The sequence below is a fragment of the Stieleria sedimenti genome (assembly GCF_025060895.1).
Lineage (GTDB): Bacteria > Planctomycetota > Planctomycetia > Pirellulales > Pirellulaceae > Stieleria > Stieleria sedimenti.
Genome location: NZ_JANZKV010000012.1, coordinates 27,359 through 44,054 on the forward strand (window position 1 = coordinate 27,359; position 16,696 = coordinate 44,054).

A 16,696-nucleotide genomic window follows, 5' to 3' on the forward strand; every position below is an offset into this window, starting at 1 on the left:
ACGCGAAGCATTCCGAAATGCTCAACAAGCTACGTAAACGCTGTGACGCGGGCCCCAAACGGACGACTGATTCGGTTGAATTTCTGAAGTAGGCGAGATTCAAACCCGGTATACTGTGGCATTCGAGGCCGCTACGACCGGTTTGCCGCGTCCGGATTTCCTACCAAGTCTGACAGTTTTCCATGAAGCTTTCTGCCTTCATCGTTGTGCTTATGCTTGCAACATGCTGCTTGTTTTCGAACGTTGACGCTAGTGAACCTTTTCACTCTTTCGACGCGAAAACGGTTTTCCGCTTTATGGTTGGTTGAAATGAAGTCTCTCGTCCGACTGATCGCGTACACGATTTTGATCGTGATCGGTTTCGTAAGCCATTCGCGTTTGCTTGCGGATGATGGTGCGGATGCCAAGGCAATCGCTTACTTCGAGACACACATCCGTCCGTTGTTGGCGTCGCGATGCTACTCCTGTCACTCGGCCCGATCAGGCAACGAGGAAGGCGGTCTGGTGCTGGATACTCGCGATGGCTGGATGCGGGGTGGTGACCAAGGAGTCGCCATTGTTCCAGGCGACGCCGATGCGAGTCTGTTGATCCGCGCCGTCCGATATTCTGACCCTGACATGCAGATGCCGCCTGACAAGGCGTTGCCCGCCGCTTCCATTGCCCATTTAGAACGTTGGGTTGAAATAGGAGCCCCCGATCCTCGCGAACCCAAGTCCGAGACAGAAGCAAACGTCTTTGCGGCGTCGGATCCTATCGCCGGTCGTCGGCACTGGGCTTACCAACCATTGAAACAGGTGCCGACCGAACAGATTGCTTCCGCTTCTGAACGCCCCGCCGCGTGGTCTCGCGGTGCCATCGATCGCTTTATCATCGCCAAGTTGAACGCGGCAAATTTGACGCCCGCGCCCGATGCCGACCCTGAAAAGTTGGCTCGTCGTCTGTTTATTCAGCTCGTGGGTTTACCGCCGACTCCCGATCAACTCGCCGATTTTCTGTCCGATGGACAGCCCGCCGCGGTGGAACGACTCGTGGATCGCTTGCTGGCATCGCCCCAGTTTGGTCAGCGTTGGGGACGACACTGGTTGGACTTGGCACGGTATGCCGATTCCAACGGACTGGACGAAAACTTCTTGTTTCGCGAAGCATGGCGATATCGCAACCAGGTCATTGGCTCGTTCAACTCGGATACGCCACTGGATCAACTTCTGCGAGAACAAATCGCCGGTGATCTCTTGCCTTATGAAACCATCGCACAAAGAGATCGGCAGCGGATTGCGGCAGGCTTCCTGGTCATCGGTCCCAAGGTGCTGCTGATTGATAAAGAGTCGCGAATGCAGCAGCGAATGGACATTGCGGATGAACTGATTGACACGGTCGGCAAAGCAGTGCTTGGCCAAACGGTCGGTTGCGCAAGATGCCACGACCACAAGTTTGATCCGATCCCCACCTCGGATTACTACGCGTTGGCTGGAATCTTGGCGTCAACTCAGGTGCTCGAAGAACGGCAGATGCTGAACCAAACGCGAGTGATGGAAAGGCTGGCCGGGATCGGCCCAAAGGGAAAACAGCGAGACGACGCCTACGAGCGATATTGGATTGAACGAGGTGCCATCCAAAAGAGGGTTGAACGCATCGAACACTCGCTCAAGCTGTTACGGGCGGGCGACCAATTGGGTCTGTTGCAACTTGACCAGAACCACGACGGAGTCCTCAGCCCAATTGCGCTGAACCACTGTCGCGAACTTTCCGAACGCGTCGCGGCCCAGGAAGCAATGCTGGACCAAGGCAAGCGGGTTCTCAACAACCCACCACCGATCCCTCCCCGCGCGATGGTTCCCGCGGATATCGATCGACCTGCGGATCAGGCAATTCGATTGGCCGGCCAAGTGAATCGACCGGGACCGATGGTGCCCAGGGGTTTCTTGAGCGTTTTGACTGACCGGGAGTATCCGATCCCTCAGAATTCCAGCGGTCGGTTGGAATTGGCCAATTGGCTCACCGACACGCACGGCGGTGCCGGGCACTTGGCCGCTCGCGTCTTTGCCAACCGGGTTTGGCATCACCTGATGGGTCGAGGAATCGTGCGGACCGTGGACAACTTTGGCCGCACCGGTGAAGAGCCAAGCCATCCAGAACTGCTGGATCATTTAGCCAGCGAATTGATCGAGTCAGGTTGGTCGGTGAAGTCATTGGTACGCAGCATCGTTCTCAGTCGCACGTTCGCAATGAGCAGTCGGCACGATGACCACGCCTACTCGATTGATCCGGACAACCAATTGCTGTGGCGTGCCCATCGCCGCCGGATGGATCCCGAAACTTTCCGCGATGCGATGTTACAAGCGTCCGGCACCCTGGATTTTGGACACGTTGATTCGACCGTTGATTACTTGGGCGACCAGGCCACTGCGGTGGGCGCGAACAAGAATCGGCGACGAACTGATTTTCCGTGCCGCAGCGTCTACTTGCCGGTGATTCGCAACGATCTGCCAGAATTGTTTGACGTCTTCGACTTCGCCGATCCCCAAGCGACAACCGGCATGCGAACGGAAACGATGGTGGGCACGCAGGGGCTGTTTGTTTTGAACGATGTTTCTATGCTGGCCGCTTCCGATGCCATCGCCCGGCGACTGATGGTTGCGGTCGACCCCAGCGTTGGTGCCGATTCCCGGCGAGTCGATCAGTTGTATCAATGGGTCGTGGGACAAGCACCACCTGACGATGAATTGGAAGAAGTGCTGGCGGTGATCGGTCAACTTGAAACACAACTGCAGGGCGAGACGTTTGACGAAATTCGCTTGCGTGCTTGGTCCGTCGTCAGCCAAGCTCTCTTCGCCTCAAGTCGCTTTCAAATCATCGAATGAATGGGAACAGAGTTCATTATGTCACGTTGCCATCAATTCACCCCCGTCACGAGCCGTCGTGATCTGCTTCGAACCAGTGCATGCGGATTCGGTCAAATCGCACTCGCTGGGATGGCCGGTCAAACGCTGCTGGCCACCGATCACGGCCTAACGACGGATCCGGTCATACCGGTCCGCGCGAAGCGTGTCATCTTTCTATTCATGTGGGGCGGTCCCAGCCACATTGACTTTTTTGATCCCAAGCCGCGTTTGAATGAGCTTTCCGGCCAGTCGCTCAACGCATCCTCCGTCGGCCGTTCGTCCTCCGAGGGTGGAGATCGCGACCTTGGAACGCTAATGGGGTCACCCTTTACGTTTTCCCAGCACGGTGAAAGCGGAATCTGGATGAATGAGTTGTTCCCTCAGCTATCCAAACACGCCGACAAAATGTGCGTGATCCGATCCCTGCATACCGAAGGCAGCGCACACGGCGAGGCGCTGCTGCGGTTGCACACCGGGCAAGCCAACTTGGTGCGTCCGAGTGTGGGTGCCTGGGTGAGTTACGGACTCGGCAGCGAGAACGAAAACCTACCCGCGTTCATTACCATCTCGCCACCGCGCGGCCACGGAGGAGCCCAGAATTATGGCAGTGCGTTTCTGCCCGCGGTGCATCAGGGAACGGCGATCGGATCGGCGGAGACGCCCATTCGCCAGGCTAAGATTTCTAATCTGACGAATCCAAGCTTGAGCTTGGATCTTCAGCGCAAGCAGTTGGATTTGGTGCAATCGATCAACGCTCGGCATTTGCAAGAAGTGGGTCAGGATCGCCGACTCGAAGGCCTGATCGAAAATTACGAGCTCGCCTATCGGATGCAATCGACGATCCCGGCCATCATGGACCTGAGTGATGAAACGCTGGAAACACTTAACTTGTATGGCGTTGATGCCGAACCGACTGACAATTTTGCTCGGCAATGCTTGCTAGCTCGGAAATTTGCCGAACAAGGTGTTCGTTACATTCAAGTTTCCACGGACTACACCTGGGACCACCACAAGCAAGTCAAAGAAGGAAGCATCAAGGAGGCTGCCAAGGTGGATCGCCCCATCGCGGGTCTGCTGGAAGACTTGCAGCGTCGCGGATTGCTGGAAGACACCTTGGTCGTCTGGGGCGCGGAGTTTGGTCGAACACCGACGATGGAAAACGGCGACGGCCGCAATCACCATCCCCAAGCCTTCACGATGTGGATGGCAGGAGGTGGCTGCAAACCGGGATTGACCTACGGAGCGACGGACGAGTTCGGTCATTCGCCGGTCGAGAATCCAGTTCACATGCACGACTTGCACGCGACACTGCTTTACATGCTGGGGCTCGACCACGAACACCTGACATACCGTCACGCCGGTCGCGATTTTCGACTGACCGATGTGTACGGCAACGTCGTTCACGACATCCTCACCTGAGCCGCCGTGTTTGACCATTCTCCGAGGAGGAACGGGACATGGCATACGAAGGTGTCTGCGCGCAAACGCATGGCAGGAAGGAACGAAATCTTCCTACCGCCAAAATCTTCCTACCTTCATCCTCCGACCAGACGCCGCTGACAGAGAGAAGGCAGTATGATTCGGGCCAGAATGATGGCAGCTTGGAATCTGTCCTTCCCGCCATCGTTCCGGGCTTAAATTCTGGATGCCCGACGTAATACGAAAGAACCTCTCCGGCATCCTCCGTTGGAAACGTGTGCGTCACGAGCACGTCGCCTAATTCGAGGCGTGGCTGAAGCGTGCTGAAGAAACTCATCACCGAATCGGAGTACAACTCGCGGACTTCGTCGTCTGGTGCGACGCAGAGGCCCAGTTCATGGTTCCCCCAGACGCCGACGGCATCGCACGATTGCAACAATGCCACCGTCTCGTCTGCATCACGACTGTCATAGATGACGTCTCCCAGTAGGACGAATTTGTCGACGCTGGACTGCTGCAGATGCTCAATTGCCAACGCCAGATTTTCAACGTCACCATGAATATCAGCCAGCAGTCCGATTCTCAACGGTACATCCCGCTGAGTAGCCATCGCAGACAAGTCCGACGGGCATTATACGATGACTGCTGTGTTGCTCGTCTGAACCGACGTTGTGTCGGCATTCTGATGACCAGTTGACAACATGACGCACCGAAGGTGTTCCGCGTGATCGCAACGAAGTGAGGGGGGAGGAGGGGCTCATGCTTAGATGCCAAAGGCCACGGGCCTTGAGGCGAAAATCCTTGTGAAAGCCGTTTCTTTGGGCTATAATCACGCCCTCCTCGCGTCGCCAAAAGAGTGATCTTCCCCGCCTGTTTTGCATGCTTGTGTGCGAGACATACCTGTATGTGAGGCTCGAATGAATCGTTGGAACCCAGGCGAACGACGCCGAAGCTTCGGCCGTCGCGGTTCGTCCCGTTCGAGGTCGACGGGGACTCGGAAAAGGGCATTGTTCTTGGAACTGCTCGAAAAACGTTTCGTGCTGGACGGTAGCTTGGCTGCCATTGTGCCAGGACTCGTTGGGGCTGACACTCTGGAGTCGAATCCGGCCGACGTGCCGACTCAGATTCTCGTCAAATTGAACGAGGATTTCGAGGACGGATCGAGGCGGTCATCCTCGGCCCTTTACATGGGGCCGCTGCAGCAGACGGCTCCACCCGTTGTTCAATCGTTGTTGGGTGCTGTCGGGGCGATCAGTCTGTCGTCTTTGTTCTCCGGAGAACACTCATCGCCGAGTGTCGCGGCTCCCCCGTTGCCGCTGGCCGGTGCGACGGAAGCATCCGCGGGCTCCGTTGATCGGTCCGAGTTGGATTTATGGTATCGCTTGGATCTTTGGCAAGAAGACTCCATCGAATCCGCGTTGGCGAGTGTGTCGCATCTGCCGGGTATCAAGGTCGCCGAACCCAACGTTGAGTGGGGGCTGGCCAATCAGGATCCCCGGGTCATCGAAGTGCTTCCGGACGGAACAACCGATCCCGGATACGACGAACAGTGGTTTCATGACACTACATCGACTTGGAAAGCATGGGATCACTTGAACACAAACGGTGTGTATCCGGGGGGAAAACGTGATGTCGTCGTGGCAGTGATCGATACCGGCGTCGACTACACGCACGAGAACCTTGCTGCCAATATGTGGGTCAATCCGGGAGAGATTCCGGGCAACGGCATTGACGATGATGGAAATGGTTTCGTCGACGACATTCACGGTGCCAGCGTGGTCTCTAATCCGAATGCTCACACGGGCGACCCGATCGACTATCACGGTCACGGTACCCACGTCGCCGGGATCATCGCCGGGCAAGCCTTCAACGGTGTCGGCGGGGTGGGGGTTGCGTTCAACACACAGATCATGGCTATCCGCGCCGCGCAATCGACTGGCACCCTGACGGTCGATGACATCGCAGAAGCAATCCTTTACGCCGTCGACAACGGTGCGGAAGTGATCAACATGAGCTTCGGTGGTTACCAACGCTCTCAGGTTGTTGAAGACGCGCTGGAGATTGCTCTGAACCAGGCAGTGCTTGTTGCAGCAGCCGGGAATGATTCGATCAACATTTCGCAGGCACCGATTTACCCCGCCTCGCTGCCCTGGGTGCTGGGGGTGGAAGCTTCGACACCCAACGACACTCTCGCCAACTTTTCAAACTCGGGTTACGAAGTTCGCGCGCCTGGTGAATCGATCTACAGCACACTGCCCAACAATCAGTATGCCAAATGGAGTGGCACTTCGATGGCGACGCCGGTCGTGACGGGAATTGCGGCGTTGATGCGATCCTACTACTGGCAAAGGGATATCTATTCATCGCGATTCATCATGGGTGGCATTGCCGATTCGGGCTCTGGGCAGAATTCCACCGGAGTCGTGGACGCGTTCAAGGCGGTCACCACGGCGCCCAAGCCGGGCGTCTCGCTTTACGAAAACTGGTTGTTTGATGACGAATCGATCAAAGCGGGTAACGACGACGATGGCCGGATCGACTCGGGGGAAACCGTCCACATTGCTGTCGAGCTGATCAACCGAGCGGGGATGGCCGAAGACGTGACCGTGACTCTGAGTGCTCGAGCCCGGGGCGCGGTACAGGATGACCCTTACGTCACGATCGACGTCGACACCGTGGCGATAGGCAACATCGGCCCCTTTGCGTTTGCCGACAATGGACTGATTTGGAATCAAGCGGGCGAGATCACCGGAGTCGCATCGCCGTTTGTCGTGACGATTGATCCCGGCACTCCGAACGACCACGTGATTCCCTTTGTGATGACGACCACATTCGTCGACGGCTCGGACGAGGACAAGCCTTCGTACACACGTGTCGAACGATTTGAATACGTCGTCCAGCGTGGCAAGAATGTTCCCCGTGTCATCGATGAAGATACCGTTCTGTCAGCCGAAGACCTGTGGGTCGTCGGCGGTCCCGTGCTCGTTGAACCGCAAGCCACGCTGACCATTCCTGCAGGAACGCAGGTTCAGTGGGGCGCCGTCAGCGATGATCCGTTGAATTCAGGACCTCAAACGGGATCCCTGATTGTGCGTGGCAAGCTCAGTATCGAAGGAACGGAGGAAAACCCGGTCGAGCTTTTTCCGTCCTACCTGGTCGGTGGCCAGCAAACCAACGTGACGGTTGATGGCGGCACGGCCGATATCGCTTATGCAAACATCCGCAATCCGAAGATGACGGGACTCAATCACGTCGATCATGTCTATTTGGATTGGGACAATTACAGCAGCCAGTTCACAGCCCAATACATCGCCAATTCAATCTTTCACCGATATCAAGGGAGTTCACTCTCCGCGGGTGTATTCGAAACGGTGCTGTTCGACGAAAGCCGACGAGCCCCATCAAGCGAAAACATCGTCAATACGACGTTTTTGCAAGACAACCAAAATAATTCGCCGCTTTCTCTGAGTGTGCCGTCGACCTACCACGAGGAACTCACCGAGAGGCCGACACACAATAATTACTTCGACATTTTGGATCCCCGATACCATGAAGGATACACCTATGCGGTTCTTCCCATGGAATGGGACAACACCGCGTTGGCTGAAAAAATCGCCAACTACTATGGCGGCCATCTCGTATCGATCCATAACCAGGATGAACTGGATTGGATTCAGCAATACGTCAAATTCCCCAAACCTCAGGCTGGGTATCAGGGATACGTCAGCAACTTTCTTCTGGGGGCAACGACGTTCAACATCGCAATGGCGGACGATCCCAGTGAACTGGGGACTTGGAACGAGTATCGCTGGGTCGATGGTACCCCCATGGATTACACCAATTGGGCAGAGGGCCAGCCGGCTTTGCAACCCAACTCGCGTGCCCAAGAAATCGTCTTTAATCCCACAACGGCACAGTGGTGGACGCGGTTAGCAACCGGCGGCACGCGTTGGGGAGGACACGGACATCCACAGAATTGGCCGGGATACATTATCAAGGTTCCTGGCGAGTGGACGTATGAGGAGATGGTTGAACCCTTTGACAATGGTGAACTGCTTGCGCACGTTGACGAAACCTTGCGAGGCACGTTTCGGTACAACGCGTTTCTGAGCAAGCTTTGGTCACCGAACCTGAACCACTGGATGCGTCTCCGGACGGCAAACAATGGAATTGGATGGACTTCGGAACTGACGGATAATTACTGGGGTACAGATAATCCGGTGCTCGTGGATTATGCCATCCATGACTACGTGGACGATTTCGTCAGCGCACGGGCGGACTACGGAACACTTCCATCGCACGGGTTCGAGTCCACGTTCCCGTTCGTTGAAAACGTCTACTTCAACGGGATCCCGGCCGCCGGCGTACCCGAGTTGGGAGCCGGACCGACCACGTACACGGTTGTCTTCAACCGGGACATGGACCCGGCGAAACAGCCATTTGTCGCATTCGGGCCGGTTGCACCTTTCACGGATTTCGCTGTTCATCCCAGCGGGCAGAGCTTTGCCGAGTTCACCGTACGACTTTCTCAGCCCAGCTCACGTCGTGTTGCGGTGCACTATAAAACGGTCGACGGCACAGCGATCGCCGGCGTCGACTATCAAGGGAAGTCGGGCCGAGTCGAATTCGCCGAGGGACAGATCGAACGGGTCATCAAGATACCTCTCTTGGGCGATCATGCCGAGGAATCGGACCTGTCGTTTTCATTGCAATTGTCAGAGCCCACCTTCGCTGACCTGTTGGACTCGGTTGGCGTGGCGACCATCGTTGACGACGATCCAACGCTCTCGGTCTCGGATGCTGCGTTGACCGAAGGGGATTCCGGATCGACCGAAATGGAATTCACGGTCAGCCTTTCCAAGTCGCTTGACGAAACGGTCACGGTGGAATTTTGGACCATCAACGACGCTGCGATCGCGGGATCAGACTACGAAGCGACCCGAGGTGAACTGTCGTTTGCTCCCGGTCAAACGCAGGCCACCTTTACGGTTTCGATTCTCGACGACGGTGTGCATGAATCCGACGAGTCGTTTACGGTCAAGATCGGCTACTCCAACCGGGTGAACGTTGCCGATGCGATCGGCCAAGGCATGATCTTGGACAACGACCCGCTGATCCGTATCGGGAATGCGGAGATTCTCGAAGGGGATAGCGGACAGGTGACCTTGAGTTTTCCCGTTAGCCTCTCCAAGGCGACCGACAAGACGATCACCGCCGACTTTGCAACAGCCGACAAAAACGCGATCGCAGGGGCCGACTATGTAGCCGCCGCCGGCACGATCACGTTTGTCTCCGGTGGGCCCCTGCAGCAAACGGTGACTGTCGAAGTCCTTGGCGACACGGCCGTCGAACGCAACGAAACTTTTTTTGTCCAATTGACCAACATCGTAGGAGCCGACGTCGGCACGACTGAGGCTCTGGGAACGATCTTGAGTGACGACGGGCCGGTCTTCTCCATTGACAATGTTTCGATTGTAGAAGCAGACGGATGGAGTTCTTATTTTGGCGCCGAAGGTAATGACACCGCTTACCAAATCGATCGCGATCACGAGGGCAATACCTGGGTGGTCGGCCGCACTTCTTCGGGCTCGATCGGAAAGAACAGTTTTGACAACACTTACAATGGCGGTAGCTACGACGCACTGATCGCAAAGTTTGCCCCGGACGGACAGCTGCTTTGGTCGCGGTATCTCGGAGGCAGCGCGGATGATGGTGCCGGTTCCATCACCATCGACGAAAACGGCTTCGCTTGGGTCGTGGGCTGGACTCGATCAGGAGGCTGGGTGAGTGGTGGATTTGATCACCAGCACAACGGCGACCTTGACGCTTTCGTTGCCCGCTTGACTCCCGATGGTGAAGTCATGTGGTCCAGTTACATCGGAGGTGCCGGCGAGGATAGCGCCAGGGATGTTGCCCTTGATAGTGTCGGCAACGCATGGATTGTCGGTGACACGGCGTCGGACAATTGGACCTCCGACGGATTTGACAGGACGTTCGGTGGCGCGACGGACATGATGCTCGCCAAGGTCACGCCCGGCGGATCCCTCCTTTGGTCTGGGTACTTCGGTGCTGCGGGGACCGAATACGGTCGTGGCATTGAAATCGATGCCAGTGATCACGCGGTGATTGTCGGAACAACGAATTCCGCTGGACTCGCCGACGATGGCTTCGATGTCTCCCACAACGGTGGATGGGACGCGATCGTTGCCAAGTTTTCTTCTGACGGTGTGCCTGCGTGGTCAACCTATCTCGGCGGACCAGGGACCGATCAAGGCCTCGGTATCGCACTCGATCCAACGGGTGATGCTTGGGTCACCGGCGATACCGGTTCGGCGGGTTGGGTGTCGGGGGGATTTGACGACTCACACAACGGCGGTCAGGATGCTTTCCTCGCGAAAGTCACCGCCGATGGACAGCAGATTCCCTGGTCAACCTACTTTGGCCATTCAGGACACGAGTATCCACAGGCGTTGGACGTTGATGCAACTGGAACGGTTTGGATTGCAGGCTATGCGAACTCGGTCGGTTGGGTCAGCGATGGTCCGGATGTCACGCACGGCGGTGGAGAGGATGGCTTTTTGGCCAAGATCGATACGACGGCAAACGAGCTTGATTGGTCGATGTACTACGGGGGCGCCGCGAGCGATCGAGCCAACGACGTCACGTTGGACGAAACCGGTACGCCGTGGGTCGTCGGGGAAACGAGTTCGGGTGGCTGGACCGCAGGTGGAGCAGACACCTGGCACGCCGGCGGGCAGGACATCTTCTTGGCAAGAACGACGGACGAGCCGGCATGGCACGTTGAGTACACCGTCTCGCTATCCGAAACACCGACCGAGGAGATGCTGGTCGATTATGAAACGCGCGATGGATCTGCATTGGCCTATGAGGATTACCTTCCCATCGAAGGACGGTTGACGTTCGTTCCCGGCGAGCCTCTGCTGCAAACGCTTCGCGTCGCGGTCCTTGCCGACGAAAAGCACGAGCTAAACGAAGAGTTTACGCTTGAACTCTTCAATAACGTCAATGGCATTTCTGCGCCCCACGGCATCACCACGATTGTGGACGAAGATCCGCTGGTGTCGGTCAGTGGCCAAACGGTCGTGGAGAATCATTCAGGCACGACAAGTGCAATTGTCGAGATCTCTCTGGCGTCTGCATCTGTCCAACCGGTCGTGGTCGACTACGCCACGGTAGAGGGCACGGCAACGGCAGGTAGCGACTTCCAACCCGTCGCAGGGACATTGACTTTTTTGCCCGGCGAAACGACCAAACAGGTTTCTATCCCGGTCATCGGTGACACCGTCGATGAACTCGATGAAACATTCCACTTGGCCCTGGCGCATGTCGCCGAAGGTGTGGTGGCGCCAGATCTGGAATCCATTACGATCGAAGATGACGATGATCCATCCCTGACCATCCAGGGTGTCACCGTCTTGGAAGAGTCTGGGCAAGCGGGAATCGTCGTGTCGCTCTCGTCGGCACCGCTTGAGAAGATCACGGTCGAGTATGCGACGAGCGACGGCACGGCCACCTCTGGCGATGACTACTTGAGCGCACAGGGCACCTTGACGTTCCTGCCGGGCGGTCCGACCGATCAGTCCATCATGGTGCCGATCATCGCCGATGAAAACGATGAAGCCGACGAAACCGTGCTTGTGAATCTCTCGGGCGCGACGAACGCTTTCATTGACGAGGCTCAGGCTGTTGTCTCCATCTCCGATACCCTGCCGCTGATCAACATTGGCGATGTATCCATTGTTGAGGGTGACACCGGAACGGCCAATGCCGTTTTCACGGTCAGCCTTTCCGCCAGCAGCATTCATTCGGTCACCGTCGATTTTGCGACTGCCGATGGTAGCGGCGAAGCCGGCACGGATTACACAGCGGCCGCGGGGACGCTGACTTTTGCACCAGGGGAAACAGAGAAGGAGGTTGCCGTCCTTGTGCACGGCGACACGGTTGACGAGACCAACGAATCCTTCTCTGTGCTCCTCTCCCATTCGATCAACGCGTCGGTCGGTGACGCCGAAGGCATCGGCACGATCATCGGCAATGACGGTCCGCTGTTATCGATCAATGACCTGCAATTGCTTGAAGGCGATATTGGAACATCCACCATGCAGTTCACCGTCGATCTGTCTGCTGTCGCGACGGAAGCATTCCAAGTCTCCTACGAAACAGAAGACGGCACCGCGACGGCCGACTCCGACTACAGTCCCGTCACCGGCACACTTCTCTTCAACCCGGGTGATTCCTCAAAGACGTTACTTGTCCCAATCCACGGCAACGAAGTTCACGAAGGGGATGAGTGGTTCTCTATCAAACTGCACGGTGCAACCGTTGTCGGAATCTCCGACCCCGTCGGGATTGGCACGATTCTTGGTGACGACCCATCGATTTCCATTTCCGATGCAACACTCACCGAAACCGATAGCGGGAACCCGGTGATGAGCTTTACGGTCAGTCTTTCACAAGATCCCGTTGACACGGTTACCGTCCAATTCGCCACGGCGGACGAGACCGCAGCAGCAGGCTCGGACTATTTATTCACCAGCGGCACCCTGACGTTCTCACCGGGTGGCGCTGTGCAACAAACGATCGATGTCAATCTTATCGGCGACGTCAACAACGAGATCCACGAGCAGTTCGCCGTCCAATTGTCAAATGTCGTCAACGCGGAATTGATTGACGGCCAGGCGGTCGGAACGATTTTGGACGACGATGGTGCCAAATTGGTGATCTCTGACGCCACGCTGGTCGAAGGAGACGCCGGGACAACTCAGATGGTCTTTGACGTCTCTCTGACGGAAGCGGCAAATCAGAGCGTCACGGTAGACTATGCAACGGAGGACGGCACTGCGGGTGCATCCGATTACCAAACCTGGTCGGGTTCTCTGACATTTGATATCGGAACGACGAGCCAGACGATCCTTGTCCCAATCACCGGTGACGATTTGGATGAAGTCGATGAAACGTTCCAAGTGCGACTATCTAATGCGGTGGGAGTTCCGGTACTGGATGATGTCGGCCAAGGAACGATCGCCGATGATGATCAGGCGACCATTTCCGTCGATGACGTGGTTGCCGTAGAAGGTTTTGACGGATGGTTGAATTCGCGAATTTGGCAGGGGAGCCACGTGATTACGCCGATGACCGGTGAAAGCTATCACGAAATGCGGATATCCGGTGCCGCCGCGGTCGATGATCCTTGGCTCGTTTCCGGAAATGACATCGGCCGCTTTCGCTTTAAGGTCAGAACGATGGGCGTCGAGGCGATGACGCTTCACGCGACCGGCGAAGAGGGGCACATCGCATTGGGTTGGGATCAAGACGATTTCGACCTCCTTGCCGGTTATCATCTCTACCGCTCGGACAGCGAACATGGAACGTACACACGTCTGAATCAAACCATCATTCCGGTCGGACAGGAGTCGTACATCGATTGGGACGTCACGCCGACCGAGACCATGCATTACAAGTTCACCGTCGTCCAAACGGACACGCGTGAATCAGACCCATCGAATATCGCTTCGTCTGCCGCATCGGATACCGTTGCACCGATCATCGAACATGCGCCTAAGACATCCGCCTTCCCCAACGCTAGCTTGCGGCTGACTTCCGTTGTGACAGACAATGCGGGCGTGAAAGCCGTAGCGGTTCACTATCGACCACGCGGCAGCACGGACCTCTACGTGAGTCTCGCTGCTGTCAATGTCGTGGGGGATGAGTGGACGGTGACAATTCCTGGTGGCGCCGTGCAACCTCCAGGTATCGAGTATTATTTGACCGCCACCGACGGCATCACGCAGGTCTATCACGGGACAGCGGCAGCACCCCATACTGCCATCGTGGTCGCCACCCCAGTTTTGACCAGCGTCTCACCGAATCAGGGGTCGGTTGACGGAGGCACTCGAGTCACCTTGACCGGCGCGCTGTTCCAAGAGAATGCGATTGTGGAATTCGGCGGCTTGCCAGCCACTGACGTGGTCGTTCAGACCAGCGGTCAAATTCTGGCGACGACCCCGGCGCACTTCCCGACTCACGCTGACGTGCGTGTGGTGAATCCTGACTCGACCGAAACAACGAAACTAAACGGCTTTTATTACGTCGACGACAATGCCGTACTCTCGTTGCCTACGTTGACCGGCGATCCTGGCGCCGTCGTAGACATTCCTGTTTCGCTGGCAGACGCAGATGGTCTGCGGAGCGTCAACCTGAGCATTACCTTCGACCCGACCGTCTTGCGGTTGGCGCAAGCAACCGATGTGAGTACGGGAACGCTAACGAGCGGTTGGAGCATCGAAACGAATATCCTTGCACCGGGCCGGGTCCAGATCGTGCTTGCCGGATCATCGCCAATAACTGGCAGTGGAACCGTAGCGAATCTACAACTCTCAGTCGTGGGAGCGGTTGCCACTCAGTCGGAACTGAGTTTCGAAAATGCTGTACTTAACGTGGGTGCAATCATTCCCGACCTCAGCAACGGCGTCTTCGCTGTCAACGGGTTCTTCACGCTCGGGGGAACGGTCTCGTATTTCCAAGATGCACGACCGGTGCCGGGTACGAGGCTTGACCTGGTTGGTGTAGGACAACAAAACGACGTCACGGCGAGCACGGGAACATTCACTTTCAACAGCGTGCTAACGGGGGCCTACGAACTGAAACCGGATAAAAACGATCAGGTCGTTGGTATCTCGGCACTCGATGCGACGGCGGTACTCCGAAACGTTGCAGGTCTGCAAGCCCTCAATGTTCATCAGCAGATGGCCGCTGACGTGAACGGTATCGATGGCATCACAGCACTGGATGCTTCTTACATTCTGCAGAAATCGGTCGGCAACATCACAGGGACATTCCCCGGTGCAGGCAAGTACTGGGATTTCGCGCCAGGTGAAAGGATTTATCCGCTGATTACCGGTGACCTAATCAACCAGGATTTCACAGCCGTCCTGATTGGCGATGTGACGGGTAGCTGGAATGCGGATGGATCCCAGAACGCGCCTGTAGGCGGCAATGCTCTCCAGGGCGATACCGTTCCTTTCTCACTCGACCTGGTCGATGTAACCGGCGAGATGGACCAGGTGGTGACGGTACCTCTGGAGCTCGACATCGGCAGTTCCTTGGCCTACGCCGTCGACATGGCCTTCAGCTACGACAACACGTTGCTGGAAATTCAAGATGTCACCATTGACGCGGCGGGCACCAATTTGTTCTGGGAAAAGAATACGAGCCAGTCCGGTGACATCCGCGTCAGCATGGCCGGCTCGCAGCCCTTTTCTAGCGACGGAACTTTGCTGAACTTCCAATTCAAGATTCTCCGCTCGCTTGACGCACCGACTCAGATCGTTCTGGAACAAGCAAGCTTTGACGAAGGTGCGGTTGCAGCGACGGCGCATTCCGGCTTTGTCGCCGATACGACTCCGCCGCAGGTCAGCGTCGATACTCTGACCACGAACGACAATACTCCGGAGATCAGCGGGACAATTGATGACCCGACGGCCGTAGTGTTGGTGACCGTTGGCGGCCAGACCTACAATGCCACCAACCGCGGAGACGGCACTTGGGTCCTTCCTGACGGTTCGATCACCACACAACTTGCCGATGGCGTTTACGATGTTCAGGCGACCGCGACCGATGTCATCACACGAACGACAGCCGACTTGTCCGGCAACGAATTGGTGATTGACACGGTCGGTCCCGTACCCCAGCACATCGTCGTGGGAGACGGCTCGAATTCGCGATCCATGCTGACCGAGGTCGTCGTGACGTTTGACGGTGTCGTCACGCTCGAGGAAGGGGCAATCGAGGTCAACAAACGCGGAGTGGGCGGCGGTTCAGTTGATTTGAATGTCTCCGTCGTCAACTCTGGTGTCCAAACGACCGCCACAATCACCTTCGTGGGCGGCTTTGTCGAAGGTAGCGGTTCGTTGTCCGATGGCAACTACGACCTGACGATCAAGGCGGGATTGGTCCATGACGCTGCCTTCAACGTGCTCGACGGCAACGGCGACGGAACATCCGGGGACGATCGCGTCTGGGGAGCAGCCGCGGTCGATGGCTTCTATCGATTGTTTGGTGATTCCGACGGTGACCGTGATGTCGATGGTCAAGACTACGGGCGCTTTGGGCTCTCATTCCTAAAGCTCGATGGAGATCCCGGGTTCGACCCCCGATTCGATTCAGATGGTGACGGAGACGTGGACGGCCAAGACTATGGGCGGTTCGGACTCAGGTTTTTGACCGGAATCTGACCGACAGGCTGTGAACGTCCGCCGATTCCATCGCCCGATTCGTTCGCAATTCATCTGAGCAGACGAAACCCAACAAAACGCGGGGTTAATCCACGCCATTCATCGCTTCATCGCCTCGTTTTATCTATGATGAGAGGCGT

4 protein-coding genes are annotated in these 16,696 nt (G+C 56.7%); 3 read left to right on the forward strand and 1 reads right to left on the reverse strand.

Annotated elements, in window-relative coordinates:
- Positions 1-309: 309 nt before the first annotated feature.
- Together NZK35_RS01895 and NZK35_RS01900 are read left to right on the forward strand one after the other, a co-directional pair.
- The gene (locus NZK35_RS01895; RefSeq protein WP_259630907.1) at positions 310-2,862 is read left to right on the forward strand and encodes a PSD1 and planctomycete cytochrome C domain-containing protein; all 2,553 of its coding nucleotides are present in this window, start codon (positions 310-312) and stop codon (positions 2,860-2,862) included.
- Positions 2,863-2,880: 18 nt separating this feature from the next.
- Complete coding sequence (locus NZK35_RS01900; protein WP_259630908.1) at positions 2,881-4,302, forward strand: DUF1501 domain-containing protein; 1,422 nt, start codon at positions 2,881-2,883, stop codon at positions 4,300-4,302.
- Here the strand turns inward: NZK35_RS01900 and NZK35_RS01905 are convergent.
- Positions 4,295-4,912, reverse strand: a complete 618-nt coding sequence (locus NZK35_RS01905; protein WP_259630909.1) for a metallophosphoesterase family protein — start codon at positions 4,910-4,912, stop codon at positions 4,295-4,297. The genes NZK35_RS01900 and NZK35_RS01905 overlap by 8 nt on opposite strands.
- A gap of 403 nt (positions 4,913-5,315) precedes the next feature.
- Between NZK35_RS01905 and NZK35_RS01910 the strand changes: the two genes are divergently transcribed.
- Entirely contained in the window at positions 5,316-16,556 is an 11,241-nt protein-coding gene (locus tag NZK35_RS01910; RefSeq protein WP_259630910.1) for a Calx-beta domain-containing protein, read from the forward strand.
- The last annotated feature ends 140 nt before the right edge of the window (positions 16,557-16,696 follow it).

What these genes read in the sequence shown, in the direction of transcription:
- NZK35_RS01905 (WP_259630909.1), bottom strand. Translation starts at nt 4,912, where the DNA reads ATGGCTACTCAGCGGGATGTACCGTTGAGAATCGGACTGCTGGCTGAT.
- NZK35_RS01895 (WP_259630907.1), top strand. Translation starts at nt 310, where the DNA reads ATGAAGTCTCTCGTCCGACTGATCGCGTACACGATTTTGATCGTGATC.
- NZK35_RS01900 (WP_259630908.1), top strand. Translation starts at nt 2,881, where the DNA reads ATGTCACGTTGCCATCAATTCACCCCCGTCACGAGCCGTCGTGATCTG.